14 protein-coding genes, 2 pseudogenes and 2 riboswitches are annotated in these 18,344 nt (G+C 69.9%); of the genes and pseudogenes, 4 read left to right on the plus strand and 12 right to left on the minus strand.

What is annotated here, in order from left to right; genetic code table 11:
• Positions 1 to 87: 87 nt before the first annotated feature.
• From ACIBJC_RS06720 to ACIBJC_RS06750, 7 genes and pseudogenes are all read right to left on the minus strand, one after another.
• The gene (locus tag ACIBJC_RS06720; protein WP_399288894.1) at positions 88 to 1,416 is read right to left on the minus strand and encodes an MFS transporter; all 1,329 of its coding nucleotides are present in this window, start codon (positions 1,414 to 1,416) and stop codon (positions 88 to 90) included.
• A gap of 165 nt (positions 1,417 to 1,581) precedes the next feature.
• Positions 1,582 to 2,037 carry an RpiB/LacA/LacB family sugar-phosphate isomerase gene (locus ACIBJC_RS06725; RefSeq protein WP_399288896.1) on the minus strand — a complete coding sequence of 152 codons (456 nt, stop codon included), beginning with the start codon at positions 2,035 to 2,037 and terminating at the stop codon, positions 1,582 to 1,584.
• Positions 2,038 to 2,101: 64 nt separating this feature from the next.
• On the minus strand, positions 2,102 to 3,097 hold the full coding sequence (locus ACIBJC_RS06730; protein WP_399288898.1) for a LacI family DNA-binding transcriptional regulator: 996 nt from the start codon (positions 3,095 to 3,097) through the stop codon (positions 2,102 to 2,104).
• A gap of 480 nt (positions 3,098 to 3,577) precedes the next feature.
• Positions 3,578 to 5,809, minus strand: a complete 2,232-nt coding sequence (locus tag ACIBJC_RS06735; protein WP_399288901.1) for an MMPL family transporter — start codon at positions 5,807 to 5,809, stop codon at positions 3,578 to 3,580.
• 220 nt (positions 5,810 to 6,029) lie between these two features.
• Positions 6,030 to 6,329 (minus strand): response regulator transcription factor, encoded by a 300-nt coding sequence (locus ACIBJC_RS06740; protein WP_399288904.1) that lies wholly within the window; start codon positions 6,327 to 6,329, stop codon positions 6,030 to 6,032.
• 139 nt (positions 6,330 to 6,468) lie between these two features.
• A complete protein-coding gene (locus ACIBJC_RS06745; protein WP_399288906.1) occupies positions 6,469 to 7,944 on the minus strand; it encodes a glycoside hydrolase family 76 protein in 1,476 nt (491 codons plus the stop codon).
• Between the two features lie 205 nt (positions 7,945 to 8,149).
• Positions 8,150 to 8,275, minus strand: a pseudogene (locus ACIBJC_RS06750) (histidinol phosphatase); the annotation flags it as partial.
• Here ACIBJC_RS06750 and ACIBJC_RS06755 point away from each other — a divergent pair.
• The 3 genes and pseudogenes from ACIBJC_RS06755 to ACIBJC_RS06765 all read left to right on the plus strand — a co-directional run.
• Entirely contained in the window at positions 8,244 to 8,459 is a 216-nt protein-coding gene (locus ACIBJC_RS06755) for a hypothetical protein (protein WP_399289856.1), read from the plus strand. The pseudogene ACIBJC_RS06750 and the gene ACIBJC_RS06755 sit on opposite strands and share 32 nt — an antisense overlap.
• A 32-nt stretch (positions 8,460 to 8,491) precedes the next feature.
• Positions 8,492 to 8,627, minus strand: a riboswitch (cobalamin riboswitch).
• A gap of 125 nt (positions 8,628 to 8,752) precedes the next feature.
• Positions 8,753 to 8,878, plus strand: a riboswitch (cobalamin riboswitch).
• A 63-nt stretch (positions 8,879 to 8,941) separates the two neighbouring features.
• On the plus strand, positions 8,942 to 9,319 hold the full coding sequence (locus ACIBJC_RS06760; protein WP_399288909.1) for a (2Fe-2S) ferredoxin domain-containing protein: 378 nt from the start codon (positions 8,942 to 8,944) through the stop codon (positions 9,317 to 9,319).
• An 86-nt stretch (positions 9,320 to 9,405) separates the two neighbouring features.
• Positions 9,406 to 9,489: pseudogene (locus ACIBJC_RS06765) on the plus strand ((2Fe-2S)-binding protein); the annotation flags it as partial.
• Positions 9,490 to 9,858: 369 nt separating this feature from the next.
• Here the strand turns inward: ACIBJC_RS06765 and ACIBJC_RS06770 are convergent.
• Positions 9,859 to 11,562, minus strand: coding sequence for a hypothetical protein (locus ACIBJC_RS06770; RefSeq protein WP_399288912.1), 1,704 nt, complete (start codon positions 11,560 to 11,562; stop codon positions 9,859 to 9,861).
• 259 nt (positions 11,563 to 11,821) lie between these two features.
• Here ACIBJC_RS06770 and ACIBJC_RS06775 point away from each other — a divergent pair, with 259 nt between their 5' ends.
• Entirely contained in the window at positions 11,822 to 13,693 is a 1,872-nt protein-coding gene (locus tag ACIBJC_RS06775; RefSeq protein ID WP_399288915.1) for a potassium transporter TrkA, read from the plus strand.
• Positions 13,694 to 13,866: 173 nt separating this feature from the next.
• Here ACIBJC_RS06775 and ACIBJC_RS06780 read toward each other — a convergent pair whose 3' ends face one another.
• From ACIBJC_RS06780 to ACIBJC_RS06795, 4 genes are all read right to left on the minus strand, one after another.
• The gene (locus ACIBJC_RS06780; RefSeq protein WP_399288918.1) at positions 13,867 to 15,003 is read right to left on the minus strand and encodes an MFS transporter; all 1,137 of its coding nucleotides are present in this window, start codon (positions 15,001 to 15,003) and stop codon (positions 13,867 to 13,869) included.
• A 390-nt stretch (positions 15,004 to 15,393) separates the two neighbouring features.
• Complete coding sequence (locus tag ACIBJC_RS06785) at positions 15,394 to 16,287, minus strand: dihydrodipicolinate synthase family protein (protein ID WP_399288921.1); 894 nt, start codon at positions 16,285 to 16,287, stop codon at positions 15,394 to 15,396.
• Between the two features lie 46 nt (positions 16,288 to 16,333).
• Positions 16,334 to 17,293 carry a redoxin family protein gene (locus ACIBJC_RS06790; protein WP_399289799.1) on the minus strand — a complete coding sequence of 320 codons (960 nt, stop codon included), beginning with the start codon at positions 17,291 to 17,293 and terminating at the stop codon, positions 16,334 to 16,336.
• 135 nt (positions 17,294 to 17,428) lie between these two features.
• Positions 17,429 to 18,196, minus strand: a complete 768-nt coding sequence (locus tag ACIBJC_RS06795) for an AraC family transcriptional regulator (protein ID WP_399288923.1) — start codon at positions 18,194 to 18,196, stop codon at positions 17,429 to 17,431.
• Positions 18,197 to 18,344 lie beyond the last annotated feature (148 nt).

Consider the following 18,344-nt stretch of genomic DNA (forward strand, 5'->3'; position numbering starts at 1 on the left):
CCCTACAAAAACTGGATCAGCCGTCTACTGGACACACCCTCAGCATGGTCCCGACCTGCGGCCGCACCAAACTGGGGCACGTTGATGTCAGGAGCGGCGTTCTTCGGCGACGAGGGCGAGTACGCGCTCGCGCTCGTCGTGGCCCCAGGTTTCCTTGGTGACGAGAATTCCGACGAGGCCGATCACGGCGGCGCCGAGGTAGAGCAGGGCGGCGCCGGGCCAGCCGAAGGCACCCACCAGGGCTGCGGCGAGCAACGGTGCGAAGCCGCCGACGGCCGCGGCGATCTGGTAGCCGAGCGAGGCTCCCGAGGTGCGCGTGGCGGTGCGGAACTGCTCGGTGAGCAGGGACCCCTGTGTCCCCGTGAGAGAGGCGTGGATGAGCCCGATTCCGATGATGAACACGGCCACGACCGCTATGGGGTGGTCGGTGTTGGTGAGCAGGTACATCGGGAAGGCGAAGAGGATCGCCGCCGTACAGCCCGCGATGTAGATGGGGCGTCGTCCGATGCGGTCGGTGAGCGTGCCGGCCAGGAAGGTGACCGCGATGGCCAGGATGCTGGCGGCTGTGATGGCGCCGAGAGCGACGGGCCGTAGATCGGGGTTGCGTTCGGTGATGTAGCTGAGCAGGTAGGTGGCGGTGGAGTAGTAGGCGAAGGATTCGACGACGCGCAGGGCGATCACCCGCAGGATGCCCCGCCAGTCGTCACGGAGGGTCGCGAGGAGGGGGTTCTTCTCGGTCTTGCCGCTGGCCTGGGCTTCCTGGAACTCGGGGGATTCGGAGAGCCGGGAGCGCACGATCAGCGCGACGATGACGAGGACGGCGCTGAGCAGGAAGGGAGTTCGCCACTGCCAGTCGCCGTCGAGTGTGGCGCTCCAGGCGAATACGCCGCTGGCGAGCGCGATGCCCAAGGGGTTGCCGGACTGGGGGATGGCGGCGAACATACCGCGGCGGTGCCATGGGGCGTGTTCGTAGGCCATGGTGATCGCTCCGCCCCATTCGGCGCCGAACGCCAGTCCCTGGATCATGCGGATCGCCACGAGCAGGATCGGTGCGACCACACCGGCCTGTTCGTAGGTCGGCAGCACACCGATGAGGAAGGTCGCGGCGCCCATGACGACCATGGCGGCGACCAGGACGGGTTTGCGGCCGGCCTTGTCGGCGAAGTAGCCGCCGATCGCGCCGCCGAGCGGGCGCATGACGAAGCCGACCGCGAGGGTGGCGAACGACAGGAGTGTGCCGACGAACCGGTCGCTCTCGGGGAAGAAGACGGCTCCGAAGTAGAGCGCGGACGCGGTTCCGTAGGCGATGAAGTCGTAGTTCTCGACGCTGGTGCCGACGGCCGCGGCGACCGCGGTCTTGACGCGGTCCTTCGTGCCGAGCACGCTTCGCCCTCCGGCAACGGTGCTGGTGGACATGGGAATTCTCCTTGCAGGGGGTCTCCGGATCGCGTGTGCGTGATGCGGGAGTCCCGGGCCGGCATGGCGGGGCCGGGACTCCTTTCCGGTGGTTTTGGGTATGCCGGGGCGACGCACGGCGGCGTCGTACGACGGGGCTGCGCGGGACCTCGCCCGTCGGCGGTGTCAGGCCGGCGGTGTCAGGGTGTCGAGCGCGTTGAGCTTGGTGACTCGGCGGCGGGTGTCCTCGTCGTCGTCGAAGGTGGCGGCGAGGAACTCGCGGACGATGTCCGGCACGAGCGCGTGCGGTACGAGCCAGGCGCCCATGGCGATGGCGTTGGCGTCGTCGTGCTCGACGGCCTGGTGGGCGGAGTAGGGCTCGTGCGCCAGACCGCAGCGGATGCCGGGCAGTTTGTTCGCGGCCATCACGGCGCCCTGACCGGTGCCGCACACGAGCACGGCCCGGTCCGCGGTTCCGGAGAGCACCGGGTCACAGGTGGCCCGGGTGATGTCGGGAAAGTCGACAGGGTCGGAGCTGTCGGTGCCGCAGTCGACGATCTCGTGGCCGAGGTCCTCGATCGCCCGGCGCACGGCCGCTTTGAGCGAGTATCCGGCATGGTCGGCTCCGAGGGCGACCTTCATCGGCTGATCCTTTCGAAGGGGGTTTCGTCTCTGTCGACGCCGTTCACGACGGCGACGCGTGTGTTCATCGGACGGCTCCCCGTGACCGGTCGACGAAGGAGGTGGCGATGCGTTGCCCGGACGCCGGGCGGCCGGCGAGGAGGTCGACCAGTCCGCGCACGCCGAGGCGGCCGATCGACGACGCGTCGTTGCGGACCGCGCTGATGGGCGGTGAGGCGAACTCGAACCAGTCGAGGTCGTCGAAGGAGACGACCTCGATGCGGGCGGCCCGCTCCGCACCGAGCCGCGCGCGCAGCGCGCGCACCGCCCCGAGGGTGGTCAGGCCGTTCGCGCCGAAGACGGCCGTGAAGGGGACGTCCCGGTCGATGACGCGGCACATGGCCTCGGCCGCGCCCTCGGCCAGGAAGTCGCCGGCGTCGAGAAGCCTGTCGTCGGTGCTGATCCCATGTCTCTCGCGCCCGGCAAGGTAGGCGGCGCGGCGTTCCGCGCCGGTGGAGATGGTGTCGGGGCCGCCGATGAACGCCACGTCACGGTGTCCGCGCTGCCGCAGCCAGGCCAGGACATGGCCGACGCCCTCCGCGTTGTCGGTGCCGTACAGCGGGGCGTCGACGCCCTCGACCGTACGGTTGAGGAAGACGAGCGGCAGCCCGGAGGCAAGGGTGACCGTGAGCTGCGGCGAGACCGTGCCCTGCGGGGAGAGCAGCAGGCCGTCGATGCGTTGCGAGGCGAAGGTCCGCAGGTATGCGTCGGCCTGTCCGGCGTCCTCGTTCGCGTTGGCCAGCAGCACGGTGTAACCGTGGTGCCGCGCCTCCTGCTCCGCGGCATGGGCGAGTTCGGAGAAGAACGGGTTGCGGATGTCCGAGACGAGCAGCCCCAGCACGTCGGTACGGGAACGCCGCAGGGACCGGGCGGGTCCGTTGGTGATGTAGCCCAGCTCGGCCGCGGCGGCGAGAACGCGGGACCGGGAGTCGGACGAGGTCTGGCTGCTCCCGTTGAGTACCCGGGACGCGGTACCCAGCGAGACCCCGGCCCGTGCCGCGACGTCCTTGATCGTGGTCACCGGCTCCACCTCCTTGTGGAAACGTTTCCATGGCGGGAATGACTCAAAGATCGCACACGGAACGCGAATGGAGCAAGACCTGTCCGCGTCCTGAGGCGGAAGCACCCGCGCGGGAGAACTCGGCCCAGGCGCGGGACGTCCGCTCCCGAGTGCCCCGTGATCTCACGGACTCTGTTCGGCAACTCGCTGCGGGGGTCGGTGAGTTGAAGGTCCGCTGTCGGTCGCTGGGGACGGTCCGGTGTCCCCGTGTCAGCCCGGGTGGAGGGCGTCCTTCAAGGGCGCCCCTACCTGATCCTGTGGAGCGCCCGCGGAGCGCCTTCTTCGACCAGCACCTCCGCCACCACCGGGGCCACCTGCTGGAGGGTCCGTCCGCCGTTCCCCGTCCCACGGGTCCGGCGAGTGCGGGGCCGATACCGCCAGGGCGGCCCCGGTCCGAAGGGGTGGCCGCCTGCGGGAGGCGGCCACCGGTGTTGCGTGGGTCTACTTGCTGAGGACGAGTTCGGGGTTGTCCCGGTCGGTCTGTGCCGTGGGGGCGGGGTGTTCGCGGGTGATGGCCTCGCCCTCGATGTCGATGCCGGGCAGGATCCGGTCGAGCCATCGGGGCAGGCGCCAGGCGCGGTCGCCGAGGAGGGCGAGGACGGCGGGCACGATGGCCATCCGGACGACGAAGGCGTCGAAGAGGACCGCGATGGCCAGACCGAACCCGATCATCTTGATCATGGATTCGCCGGCACCGACGAATCCGGCGAAGACCGCCACCATGATCAGCCCGGCGGCGACGACCACGCGACCGCTGGTACGGAATCCGGAGACGATCGCCTGCGCGGGCCGTTCACCGTGGACGTATGCCTCGCGGATCCGGGAGACCAGGAAGACCTCATAGTCCATGGCGAGGCCGAACACGATCCCCACCAGGAAGATCGGCATCATCGACATGATCGGGCCGGTCTGTTCGACGCCGAGGAGTTCCGCGCCGTGGCCGTACTGGAAGACCGCGACGACCACACCGAGCGAGGCCAGTACGGAGAGCAGATAGCCCAGGGCCGCCTTCAGCGGTACCAGCAGGGAGCGGAAGACGAAGAGCAGCAGGACGATCGCCAGGCCGACCACGACGATCAGGTACGGCACGAGCGCGTCCTGGAACTTCTTCGCGACGTCGATGTTCATCGCGGTGCTGCCGGTGACCTCGTACGTGGCCCCGGACTGCTGCTCGATGCCGGAACGTTCGGCCCGGATGGTCTTGACCAGGTCGATCGTCCTGGAGTCCGTGGGGCTGGTGGAGGGGGTGGCGGAGAGTATCGCGGCGTCGCCGGCCTGGTTGAACTGCGCCGGGGAGACGGAGACGACACCCGGGGTGTCCGCGATCCGCTGGCTGATCACGGCGGTGGCCGCCTTGGCATCGTCGGCCCCCTTGGTGTCCACGACGATGGTGAGGGGGCCGTTGAAGCCGGGGCCGAAGCCGTCGGCGAGGGCGTCGTAGGCGCGGCGTTCGGTGGTGGAGGTGGGTTTGGCCTCGTCGCCGGGCATGCCGAGCTGGAGGTCGGCGGCCGGCACGGCGAGTACGCCGAGGCCCACGACGCCGAGCAGCAGTACGGGCAGGGGGTGGCGTATGACCAGGCGTGCCCAGCGGCTGCTGGCGTTCTCCGCGTTGCCGGCGTTGTCGGTCTTGGTACGGCGGGGCTTCCGGCCCTTGCGGACACGGCGCGCGAGCACGGCGTTGGGCCAGAAGCCGAGGAGCGCCGGGACCAGGGTCAGGCAGATGAGGACGGAGACGACGACGGCGCCGGCCGCGGTGAGCCCCATCTTGGTGAGCATCGGGATGCCCACCACCGACAGCCCGGCCAGCGCGATGACGACGGTCAGTCCGGCGAAGACCACGGCGGACCCGGCCGTACCGACGGCCATGCCCGCGGCTTCCCGCGCGGCCCGGCCCTTTCCGCGTTCCTCGCGGTAGCGGGAGACCACGAACAGGGCGTAGTCGATGCCGCAGGCCAGCCCCAGCATCGAGGCGAGCGTCCCGCTGGTCAGAGACAGTCCGAACGTGCTGCCCAGGGCGATGATGGCGGTCATGCTGACGGCGACGCCGATGACCGCGGTCAGCAGCGGCAGCCCGGCCGCGGCCATGGACCCGAAGGTGATCAGCAGAACCACCGCCGCGATCGCGATACCGATCATCTCGGCGGACCCGCCCGCGGCAGGCTGGGTCGCCAGGGCGTCTCCGCCGATCTCGATGGTCAGACCCGCGTCCCGGGCCTGGTCGACGGCGCGCTCCAGGTGTTCCTTGCCGGCATCGGTCAGGTCACCGGCAGGTGCCTTGAAGGAAATGGTGGCGTAGGCCGTGGAGCCGTCCTCGCTGACGGCCTTCGCCTGGAAGGGGTTCACCGCACCGGCCACCTGTGGGCCATCGGCGGCCTCGTCGACCAGATCCTCGATCGCGCCCTTGTTCTCGGCGGCGGTGACCTTCTCCCCGCTCGGCGCGATGAACACGATCCGGGCGCTCGCCCCGTCGGCCCCCGTGCCGGGGAACCGCTCGTCCAGGAGGTCGAACGCCTTCTGGGACTCGATGCCCGGCATCGCGAACCCGTCGTCGGGCGAGGCCGGGGCCTTCATGGCGGCGAAGCCGACAGCGGCCAGGACGGCTATCCAGAGGAAGGTGACGCACCATCGCCACCGGAAGGCGATGCGGCCCACGTGATACAGAAAAGTTGCCATGACGGTGAGAAAGCCTCCACAACGGCGGTACAAGACAGGGGAAGAGAGGCTTTCTTCGTCCGCGTCGGCCGGGGGCCGGGACGGTGTGCCTCATTGATCTCCACGATCCCGTCCGGCCGGCTCCGCCACGAGGGAGCACCCTCCCGAACCAGGGGTGTAGCCAGCTACACCCCCCAGGCGATCCTTGGCGTTCTGCCCCTTCTCCTGGCGCGGGTGGGGATCAGCCGCTGTCTTCGGCCGTCCTGAGCCTCGTGCGCTTCACGTGATCGCGGCCGGCGCACCGCCCATGTCCGTTCCAGGAACGGGTGAAGCCCATCTGATAGGCGACCACGACGGGCTGGGCCCGGTCGCGCGTGCCCAGCTTGGTCATGATGCGGTTGACATGCGTCTTCGCGGTGTGGGGCGACACATGGAGCTGTTTCGCGATGTCGTCGTTGGACAGCCCGGCGGCGACGAGGCCGAGCACCTCGCGTTCGCGTTCGGTGAGGCGGTCCGTTCCGGGCGGTGCCGGACGCAACACGGGCTCGGGTCTGGTCAGGTAGTGGGCGATGAGCGCTCTGGTGGCCTTGGGCGACAGCAGTTCCTCGCGATGGTCTCCCGTGCGATCAGGTCGGCGGCCCGGTTGCCCGTACCCCGGTACGTCCTGGAGGGCGGGGCGGTCAGGGCGCCGCGTTCAGCAGGTCGAGCGCGCTGTGCTGGCGTGCCGCGTCCGTCGTGTCGAGGGGTCCGTTCCAGCGCAGCCCGTACTGGCCGAGAGGATTGCGGTCACGGGCGTACGCGGCGTCCGCCTGCCTGGACAGATACGCCGTGTACGGGTGGTCGGCGAGCGCCGCGTTGAGCTTGCCGAGCCCGCGGACGTGCGCGCCCTTGAAGGACGGGCCGTCGGCCCCGCAGTCACCGCCCTCGCACGGGTCGCGCAGGATGCCGCCGGTGTTCAGGGACGAGGAGGTGGTGGCCGCGTCGGCGATCTGTCGTGCCGTGGTGAGGAGCGCGGCGTCCTGGGTGGCTCGGTTCAGCTCCGTGAGCGCTCCGAGCAGCACACCCTGGTTGTACGACCAGACGGCGGCGCCGTTGTTACGGCAGGTGGACAGATCGATGCCGTCGTTCACCAGGCGCGAACTGTTGACCATCCCGGTCCCCTGGAACCACGACCAGCCGGCGCGGGCCCGGCCCAGATAGGCGGTGTCGCCGGGGATGCGGTTGTGCAGTGCCGCGTTGAGCTGGATGTAGAGGGAGTTGGCGATGGCGTTCTTGTAGGTCTTCGCGGTGCTCCACCACACACCGCCGCCGCAGACGCCGTCCCAGTACGAGGCCATGTGATCGGCGTCCGCGCGTGCGGTGTTCAGATAGCGGCTGTCACCGGTCGCGTCGTACGCGGCGATCCAGGCCAGCCCCCACCACCCGGTGTCGTCGATGTAGTCGTTGCGGAACTGGCCTCCCTGTGCGTTCAGTTGGCGATCGTAGGTGTTGGCGATGGCGTAGCGGTAGCTGGGCATCCCCGAAACGCGGATGTTGTCGATGACCGCGGTGAGCGCGTTGGCCGAGTTCCACCAGCCGGTGGTGTCGAACAGCCCGGTGCCGTTGTTGTAGAACTGCATCTGCGCCGTGGCCGCGGCCGTCCGGCGGTCCCACGCGTTCCAGGTCGTACGCGCCCAGGGTGTGCAGGCGATGTCCGTACGGTCGCCGGCCTTTCCGCAGGCGCGCAGCGCGCCGACCCCGTTGGTGTTCCAGTCGTCCACGTTGTACATGAGGGTGCGCCGGCCGCGCTGTCCGGCGGGCACGGTGGTGGCGCCGAGGCGGCTGCCGGAGCTCCAGGTGCGCCCGCCGTCGAAGGACCGGTCGAGCCAGACCTCGTCGCCGGGGCTGCCGTTGTCCGTCGAGGCCCAGCCCATCGCGTCCTGGTCGTCGAAGTGGAGGACGATCGAGCGGGAGAAGAGGGTGGTGGAGACGGGGCGACGGTCCTGCGGTGAGAGCGCGGGGTCGCGCGCGTCGCAGTACGTGTTGCAGATGGCCGCGGTCGGGGCGGCGCCCACGGCCGCGGCCGGGGCCACGGCTTGTGGGTTCAGGGCAGCGAGAAGCGCCACGGCGAGCAGTGCCACCAGATGACGCATCCGGACTGACAACGTTATCGACATGAGCGTCTCCGGGATCGACGAGATGGCTGAGAGCGCTCCCGGAACGTATGGCAATGGCGTGCCCACGTCAATGCGTCCTGAGCTTCCTCGCCTTCCGTCCCCCGGTGACGTGGGCCCTTCCGTTGGAGGGGACCAGGCCGGCGGGTGGGGCGACGGCCTTACCGGTCAGGCGCTCGGGAGGACTTGCCGCCGTCCGGCTCTGTTGTCACTCGGGCAGGAAGGTCACCTGGGGCGCCCCCGTGCGCGGATGGACGGTGACCACGCCCGTGACCTGGTACACGTCGGCCAGGAGTCGGGGTGTGAGGACTTCGGCGGGTGGGCCGCAGGCCACGCATCAGCCACAGGAAGAACGGCCCGCCGCACAGCGCGGTGAGTACGCCGACCGGATGCCGACCAGGGTCGCCGTCAGCGGCAGGACGACGAACCGCTTGTTCCTCACCGCGGGTACGTCGGCGAGGACGGGCTGGACGAGCGGGAACTTCTTCCTCTGCTCGACGCTCCCGGAGCCGGCCTAGTCGTAGAGGGCGATGACCTCGGGCCGACACTCGTCGACCTGCTCCCAGGAGACGTCGCCGAAGACGTCGTCCAGGTCGGCGAAGATTCCCCTTTCCGTACATGGCGTACGGATGAGGACGAACCGCCGGTCACAGTGGCGGGACCGTGCCGGACTCGCACCGGCTTCCTGGTTCCCGTCGCGGCGATGACCAGGCGATATTACGTTCCTTCGGGGGCCGGCAAAGTGCCCCCTTGCTGACAGCGGGGAGAAGGGGGTGGAAGGATGGCCGGAGCAACAAGGCGACGGCGGTCCGAGGAAGCCGGTGGAAATCCGGCGCGGTCCCGCCACTGTGATCGGCGAGCGAGCCCCGCACACGACCACTGCCCGCACAGGGCGGGAAGGCGCGGAGCGAGCCGTGACCCGAGAGCCAGGAGACTCACGCGGTCGCCTCCTCGACGGACCACCGGGGCGGATCTCCCCGGAAGAGAGGAACGATGCGGCATGTCCGCCGACACCGCCCCGCCCGGCCGCGAACCGGTTCCCTGCCGAGTTGTCGTGTGCCGTGACTGCTGCTGCGGCAGCCCGAAGATACCCGGCGTCGACCACGCCGCCCAGACCGCGCGTCTGCGGGCCCAGGTGCCGGTACGGGTCTCCGCCTGCCTGGACGTCTGCGAACAGGCCAACGTCATCGTCGTCCAGCCCTCCGCCGAGGGCCGCGCCGCCGGTGCCCGGCCCGTCTGGCTGGGGCTGGTCAACGATCCGGACGCGACCGAGGACATCGCCGCCTGGGCACGTGCCGGCGGGCCGGGTGTCGCACCTCGGCCGGACATACTCGACCTCTACACCATCACGCCCCCGCGACGGCGTACGGTCTCCTGACCAAACGGACGGAGAGCCGCACGGAGAGCCGGACGGAGGGACAGGAACCGTGGACGACGCCCGTGCCCCCGCCGGGCCGCGCATGCCCCGACCTTACGTTCCGCCGCCGGAGCTGCTGCCTCTACTACCGCGCGCCGAACGGTTCGACGTGCGGAGACCGCGGACTTGCCGACCTTCGGGGCAAGATGAAACTCAAGGTCCAGGACCTGGGGAGCCGTTCCAACGCCTCTCGCCCCGGTGTCGACAGGAAGATCGTCACGCGGAACCGGCGGCGGAAGGGGCTCGTCCCGCAACTGAAGTGCTGAAGTGCTGAAGTGCTGAAGTGCTGAAGTGCTGAAGTGCTGAAGTGCTGAAGTGCTGAAGTGCTGAAGTGCTGAAGTGCTGAAGAGCGGCACAGATCTACGGGATCTTGATGCGGACAGCTCCGCGCCCCGGAAACACCCGTCCCGAAGACCGTCGGGACAAGCAGGCGCCTCCGGGGCCTGAGGGGCGCTGAGGCCGGCCGAGGAACGGCGGGGCCGGCCTCCGGTGCGCCAGGGTCAGCCGGCGGTGCGGTGGCGGCGTCCGCGAGTGGCGGCCAGGAGCGCGGCGCCCGCGGCGAGCGCCGCGCCGCTCGCCCAGAGGGCGGCCGCCGCGCCGCCGGTGCCGGTGGCGGCCAGCATGCCCGGGGCGCCCGGGGTGCCCGGGTTGACAGGGGTGCCCGGGGCAACCGGGGCGGTCCGGGGTGCACTGATGGTCTGGGTGTGTGGCTGCTTGCCGTTTCCGCCGGCGGCGCCGTCCGGGCCGGGCGCCCCGCCGCTGCCCCCGCCGTTCTTCACCCGCACCGTGAACTGGGCGGTGTTGTTGGCCTGGTGGGTGTCGAACGTCAGCTCCCCGCCGTTCACCGACATGGTGCGCATCGTGGCGCGGGTGGTGGCCGGTGCGTCCTCGGTGACGCGCAGCGTGAACGGCAGGTCCACGGCCTGGCCCACGGCGAACGGCGAGCGGGTCGCGCACATGTACTGCGGGGCTCCGGGGCGGGGTTCGTCCGTTCCGAGGTCGGTCCAGAGGCGGCAGCGTTCGGGGACCTTCACCGCCGTGGTGCCCTCGGGAATGTCGACCAGCAGCCCGATCTGGTCGTCGGAGGTGAGGAGGTCGAAGGTGGCGGGCCCGTCGTTGCGGAGCTTCGCCGTCAGCGTCACCTCCGTGCCGGGGCCGGCCTCGGCGGTGACGGAGTCGCCGGTGACAGCGAGATCGGCGGTGTTGGCGGCGTTGATCTTCCACATCCCCTGTTCCGTCACGGTGCCGGGCGGGGGCGCTTCGCCGTCCGGCACCAGCGTGAGCACAGGTGCTTCGCCGCTCGGGCCGGAGCTCCTGGTTCCGCCGTCGCGCGGGTCCGCGGTGGTGGGGGCGGTGCCGGTCAGCGGCTTCACCCGGTAGTCCAGGAACTCGAAGAGCGCCGTCCCCTTGACATCGAGGCCCACGGAGGTCGACAGCCGGTAGCGCTTGCCCGGTTCGACCGGTGTGCCGACCCGGCACACGGCGGAGTCCAGCGTCCGCCCATGACCGGAGGGCAGGTCGTCGGTCGTGCCGTAGGCGCAGTTGGCGAACCGCGGTGCGAAGCCGAGGCCCTGGGTGGTGGTCAGCTTCAGTTCCACGCCGGACGCCGGGAGCGAGCCCATGTTGGCGACGGTGATGGGTGCTTCGAGCGAAGTGCCGGGCTCCGCACCGTCCTTCTGCGGCAGCCGGTTGACGACCAGTTCCACGGTGCCGACGGTGACCTGCACGGTGAGGGAGGCGATCGTCGCGTTGGAGGACGTCGCGGTGAGCCGGGCGGTCCCCGTGGTGCCGAGCGGAGCGTCCGGCTTGGCCAGCAGCTCCAGGAGGCCGCCGGCGAAACCGTCCGCCTCGATGTCCCTGACCGGCCAGGAACACAGGTTCCCGGGGCAACGGACGCCCATGACGTCGGCGAAGGCGGAGATGCCGGACACATCGATGGTGACGACCACGTCCTCCGCGGTGCCCCCGTCGGGATCGCCGGGCAGACCCCAGCCGATCTGCGCCGGGTCGCCCGGGTAGACCAGTGGTTGCGGCAGACCGATCTTGTCCCGGGAGACGGTGAAGTTCAGTTCAGGACTGAGCCGCGCAGCGCTGCTGCCCGATGGTTCGGCCTGGGCGGGGGCGCCGATGAGCCCCACGCCGAGCAGGGCGACCGCGATGGCGGTCAGGGCGCCGAAGCGCCGACGCCGTCCAGGAAACGACATGTCGCATACACCCTTCCGTTCGTTGGAAGTCTTCTGACGGACGCCTGGTGTGACAGATGGGTGCGGCGAATGGTTGTGCGGCGTCGGCTGTTCCAGGGACACGTGTCGCCACCCGGGTGACGACACGTGTCGCGATCTGCGTGACTTTGTCACCGCGATTGGCGTGGTCAGGGGCGGGGCGACACCCTCTGATGAGTAACACGCCGTCCGTAGAGCCCTGTTGGGTACGGCGGCGGATGGAAACATGGAGGATTTCGGCATGCGCAAGACGCTGCGGGAGCGGCTGCGGTACTGGTTCGACGGAACGATGGACCGCGGCACCCCGGCGCTGATCGGTTGGCTGGGGCTGGCCTCGTTGGCACTGATCACCCTGGTCTCCAGCACGGTGGTGGTGCTGGCCCACCAGGACACGGAGGAGAACGGCGGCTGGCCGGGCGTCGTCTGGATGAGTCTGCTGCGCACCCTCGACCCGGGCACGATGGGCGGGGACACCGGGCAGCCGCTGTTCCTGATCCTCATGCTCACGGTGACCATCGGCGGGATCTTCATCGTCAGCGCGCTGATCGGTGTGATCACGACCGGTCTGGAGACCCGTATCCAGGAACTGCGCAAGGGCAAGTCACAACTGATCGAGCGCGGGCACACCATCGTGCTCGGCTGGTCGGACCAGATCTTCACGGTGATCGCCGAGTTGGTGGAGGCCAATCAGAGCGAGCGGCGCTCCTGCGTGGTGATCCTCGCCGACCGGGACAAGGTCGACATGGACGACGAGATCCGGCGGCGCATCCCGAACACCGGGAAGACCCGGGTGATCTGCCGCTCCGGCAGTCCCCTGCAGCGCGAGGACCTGGAACTGGTCAGCCCGGACACCGCCAAGGCGATCATGGTGCTGCCGCCGCTCACCGAAGACAGCGATATCGACGTCATCAAGGTGCTGTTGCTGCTCAACAACCGTAGATGGCCGGGGCGGCGCCCCAATGTGGTGGCCGCGGTGCAGAACTCGACCAACCTGGCGGCGGCCCGGCTGGCCGCGGGCGACGCGGCGTTGGTGATCGACGTCGACGACATCGCCGTACGGCTGATCGTGCAGGCACACCGGCAGTCCGGGCTGTCCACCGTCTTCAACGAACTGCTCAGCTTCATGGGCAACGAGATCTACCCCTGGAGCGAACCGGCACTGGCCGGTGCCACCTACGGGGAATCGCTGACGGCTTTCGAACGCGGCATCCCCGTCGGCCTGCAACGGGAGGACGGCAAGATACAGGTCAACCCGTCGATGGACACCGTCATCGAACGCGGTGACCGGCTGCTGATGGTCGCCGAGGACGATCTGCTCATCGAGGCGGCGGCCGGCCCGCCCACGATCGTACGGTCGGCGATCACCACGGCCGAGGCTCCCGAGCCGTTGCCCGACCGGACGTTGATCATCGGCTGGAATCCCCGTGCGGCGAAGATCGTCTCACTGCTCGACCGTCTGGTGCAGCCCGGCTCCGCGGTGGACATCGCGGCCCCCCGGCAGCCGCGGGAGGACCTGATCGGGCGACTGGACAACCTGACCGTGGGCTTCAAACACTGCGACCCGGTCAGCCGGCCCTCGCTGGAGTCCCTGGAGCTGGACGGCTATCGCCATATCGTCGTGCTCACGGACGACACGATCGACCCCGGCCGGGCCGACGACCGCACCCTGGTCACCCTGCTCCATCTGCGGGACATCGAGATCCGGCTCGGCGACCCGTACTCGATCGTCACGGAGATGAACGACGACGCCAACCGTGAGGTCGCGCAGGTCACCAAGGCCGACGACTTCATCGTCAGCACCAAGGTGATCAGCCTGCTGCTCACCCAGCTCAGCGAGAACCGCCGGCTGGACGTGGTGTTCGCCGACCTCTTCGATCCCGAGGGTTCGGAGATCTACCTCAAACCGGCGCCGAGCTATCTCCTCCCGGGAACCGAGGCGAACTTCGCCACCGTGATCGAGGCGGCCCGGCAGCGCGGCGAGACCGCCATCGGCTACCGGCTCGCGGAACACAGCGACGAACCGCCGCTGTACGGGGTGCGTCTCAACCCCTCGAAGACCGCGCCGCTGGCCCTGCGCGAGGGCGACACGGTCGTGGTGCTCGCGGAGGACTGACCGATCGCCGTGTGCTTCGAGCACGGCCTGCTTCGCGGCTGCCTGTTCCGTCCCGGGAGCGCCGGCCTCTCTCGGTACGCACCAGGCGCCCGCCGAGGTCAGGGCGATGCCTTCGAGAGCGGCGCCGATGTCGGCGGGCTGGATGTCGGTACGGATCACCCCGGCCGCCCCTGTCAGCCCTCGGCGGGCACCGGCTCGTCCTGGACCGGTTCGCGCAAGAAGGCGGAGAGCAGTATCGCGAGCACCGGCACGGTGGCGAGCACCGCGAGTGCGCCTCGGGGACCGTAGTGGGTTGCGATGATGCCCAGCAGTGGTATGAACAGTCCGCCGGCGCTCATCGCGAGGCCGAGAGTGACGCCGGCGGCGGTCCCTGGCCGGCTGGGCAGGTAGTCCTGGCCGAGCTTGATGAGGACGGCGAACGGGATGTTCGAGATCAGGCCGACCAGCAACGCAAGGGGCAGCGCGACGTATTTGTCGTCGCAGATCAGCATGAGCCACAGGGCGGGCAGCATAGCGGCGTTGCCGATCTGTACGGTGCGCACCATGCCGATGCGGTCTGCCAGCCGTCCGCCGAGCAGCGTGCCGGCCACCCCGCCGCCGAGTTCCAGCGTCAGCGCGAGGCCACCGAGGCCGCTGCTCGCCTCCAGGTGGCGGATCCAGTACAGCGAGATGAAGGTGTTCAGCCCGGTCGAGATGGTGGACCGCACGATCTCGACGGCGGTCAGGGCCGCGAACCGGCCCGGCCGGTCCTTGCCCTGGCGCTGCTCCTTCTCGACCGCCGCACCGGGCGTGCGGTGGTGATGGCGCAGCAGGACGAAACCCATGAGGACGGCAGGCGGGATGAACAGCGCGGTCGCGCCCATCCCGAGGTTGTCCAGGGCCGGTGTGACCAGCGCCGGGGCGACGAAGAACCCCACGCTGCCGCCCGCGGCGAAGTAGCTCATCGCGGTGGCACTGCCCCCGGCCGCACGGCGCGCATCGCGCCCCGCGGGCGGATGGAACATCGCGACACCGACACCCGCCATCAGCAGGAGGGCGAAAACCAGCGGGTAGGAGGGCGCCAGTCCGGACAGCCCTGCCCCGATGCCCGCCAGGCCGACCCCCAGCGGCGACATCCAGCGCAGCCGGAACCGGTCGGCGAGCAGTCCGATCGGCACCTGCGGCAACGCACTGCCGAGCGTCGCGGCGAGTGCCAGCCCCGAGGCCTGCACATAACTGAAGTCGCGCTGCAGTACGAAGTAGGGGACCGCGGCGGGTACGAGGCCCTGGTAGAAGTCGTCGACGGCATGGGCGCCGGCCCAGACCCGCATGCGACGCCAGTGCCCGGGCGGACCACCCGCCTCATGGGGAGTACCTGTTTCCTGGATCGTTGTCACACATCCACGATGGGCAGAGGCACCCTGGGCGCGCTTCCCGTATTCCGCCTGTCCATGCCGTAAATCCGCCACGAGCCCATCGCACCGACCGGTACACGGTTCCGTGAGGGGGGTGCCGGTGAGCGCGATGAGCGGTGTCTCGCCGCCACCCTTGCGGACGCCATCACCGTAGGCGGCGTCGGCCCGGGCGCAGTTGGCGATGTGCCGCTCGACGGTACGTTCCGAGGCGCCGTTGATCGCCCGGTCAGTGGCCAGGCGTTCCCGCGTCTCCGGGCCTGTGCCACCCGCTCGCCTCGGGCCGTGCCCTCTCGCGCGCTGCCCGGACTACGCGTGGAGTTCAAGTTGTTCGAGTACCTCGCCGACCCGGGCACGGTCGTCGGCTTCGAGGCCGCGCAGGGGCAGCGGGAGACTGCGGGGCGGGGCGAGGCCGGCCTGTGCGGCGGCTTCGGCGATCACGCGCAGGGAACCATGCCGGGCGAAGAGGTCCCACAGCGGCTGGAGGCGCCGCGACTCCGCGCGGGCCTGTTCGGCGTTGCCGGACTGTGCGGCCCGTGTGATCGCCAGAGCCGGTTCGGGGAAGGTACCGGCGAGCACGGAGTACCAGGCGTCGCAACCGGCGTTCAGCCCGGTCGCTCCGAAGGCGTCACCGCTGACGCCTACCGTCGTGGTCCCGGGCAGGATCCGCCGCAGCCGCTGGACACGTGCCTGGGCCGCCGCGGGATCGGCGGGGACACCCGGGATCTTGACGGACGCCACGTGCGGCAGTTCGGCGACCCGCGCGTAGAGCTCGTCGGTGAAGGTGAAGTGGGTGGTGCCCGGGTTGTCGTAGACCACCAGGGGTACCGAGAGGGTGGCGGTGACGTCGGCGAAGAGCCCGAACACGTCGTCCTCGGTCAGCGGTTGATACGACAGCGGTGCCAGCAGCACGCCGGACGCCCCCGCGTTCTGCGCGTCTTCGGCGGCTTCCAGGACGTGCCGGGTGCGCAGTGCGCCGATGCCCACGACGACGGGGGTCCGCCCGGCGTGTTCCACGGCGATGCGGGCGGCGCGGGCGCGTTCCTCGCGGGTCAGGTAGGCGTACGACCCGGTGGAGCCCAGTGCCCCGATCGAGTCGGCTCCGGCAGCGGCGAGCCGGCCGACCAGGGCGGCGAACGCCTTCTCGTCGATGCCGGCTTCGGTGATCGGAGTGAGCGGAAAGGCACTCAGGCCGGTGAACATGACATTCTCCAGGTAGCTGTACGGGCGGGTGTGCGGCGGGACCGGCTCACCGCACAGGGGCGGTCCGCAACCAGGCCAGCACCTGATGGGCGTGCTCGTTCGGCGGGAAGACCGGATAGAAGACATGCTCGATCACACCGTCGCGGATGATCAGCGTCAGTCGTTTGTAGAGCGTCCTCCCGTTCACTTCGAACAAGGGCAGACCGAGTGCCTGCGCCAGGCTCCATGTGGGGTCGGAGACCATCTCGAACGGCAGGTTCAGCCGCTCGACGACTTCGCGTTGATAGTCGGGGTCCTGGCTGGACAGACCGAACACCTGGACCGCACCGGCGGCGACCAGGTCCTGGAAGTGGTCGCGGAAACCGCACGCCTCGGGAGTACAGCCCCGCGCTCCGGGGATCGCGTCCCAGCCCTCGGGCAGGTCGACCCCCGGGCGGCCGGTGAGCGGATAGAGGTAGATCACCGTCCGGCCCGCACCGAGCGCGTCCAGCCGGACCGCTGTATCCCCGGTGCTGGGCAGTTCCAGGGACGGCACCGGCTTCCCGGGCAGATGAGCGGCCGCACCGTCGTCCTCGGGTACGGGAAGGCCGGCAGGCAGGCTCGTGTAATCGGTCATCAGGTCCTCTCGTTCTTCGGGCGGTGGGACACGGCTGTTGCGATGGGCGGCCTGTCGCAGATGCGCGATCAGTGCCGTCCGGCGCGCGGTGAGACCCCCGATGCGCCGGGAGAGCTCGTCGATCGCCTCGCGGTACTCGGCCAGTGAGGCCGGACAGTCGTCAGCGTGCTGATGGCCGACCGCGAGGCAGTCCAGGAAAGGCCGGGTGCGCTCCACCGGAATCCCCAGAACGCTGAGGGCCCGGATCTCCCGCGCAAGCAGCACGTCACGCTCGTCGTAGTCCCGATAACCGTTGGGCAGCCGCGCGGGCCTCAGCAGTCCCAGGGATTCGTAGTAACGCACCGCTTTGGTCGTCACGCCCGCCTGTCGGGCCAGCTCACCGATCCGCATGCCGCTCACCTCGAAGACGCTAAACCTTGCCCTCAAGGGTAAGGTCAAGGCGGCAACGACCTCAGTGCCGCGCGGCTCGCAGCACGTCTCCCGCCAAGGCCGAGGTCGCCACGGCCTCGATCCGTGCGCACCAGCTCAGCGTGACCGTGACCGCGCCGGCTGCTGGTGCAGATGTGTCCCGGGAGTGTGTCCGAAGGTACGGCGGAAGACATCGATGAACGCGCTGGCGGACGACCAGCCGCATCGGTGTGCCACGGTGGTCACCGGGGTGTTCTCGGCGAGCAGGACCAGTGCGTGGTAGAGGCGCAGGTGGGTGCGCCACTGCGGGAAGGTCATGCCGAGGTCGGCTTTGAAGAGGCGGGAGAGGGCGCGGTCACTGGCGCCGACCTCCCGGCCGAGCGCGGCCAGGGTGCGGTTGTCGGCCGGATCCGCCCGCAGGATCTCGCACAGCGCCCTCAGCGGTGGGGCGGTGGGGGTGGGCAGGTGCAGGGGCTGCTGGGGCGAGGCCCGGAGCCGGTCGAGCAGGACGGACCGTAGCCGTCCGCGTTCGGGAGTGTCGTCGTACGGGGTGTGCGTGTAGGCGAGGATCAGCTCGCGCAGGAGCGGAGCGACCGCCAGCACGGTCGGCTCGTCCAGGCCGAGCGGGTTGTCGCTCGCGGGCAGGCCCACCAGACGCAGTTCGAGTTCGCCGTGGGCCTGGTGGGCGTGCACGGTGCCGGCCGGTACCCAGATGGCGCGTGTGCCCGGCGCGATCCATGAGCCGGTGCTGGTCGTCACGGCCAGCACTCCCCGGCCCGCGTAGACGATCTGGTGGTCGTCGTGGCGGTGGGCGCCGATGGCGGCTCCGGACGCCAGCCACTGGGTGCGGGTCGGCGCCACGGGATCGTGGCGGATTTCCATCATTGGTTGTCATTTTATCGGAAGCGTGAAGCGTCGTGCGACGGAGACGCCCCGGACGTCCAGGCTGTCGACGACGCCTCACCGCCGCGAGCGGCCCGCACAACGCCCGGTTCCCCCGCGGCGACTGGATCAGGTCCGTTAGAATCCGCCT

The sequence above is a fragment of the Streptomyces sp. NPDC050509 genome (assembly GCF_044457965.1).
GTDB lineage: Bacteria > Actinomycetota > Actinomycetes > Streptomycetales > Streptomycetaceae > Streptomyces.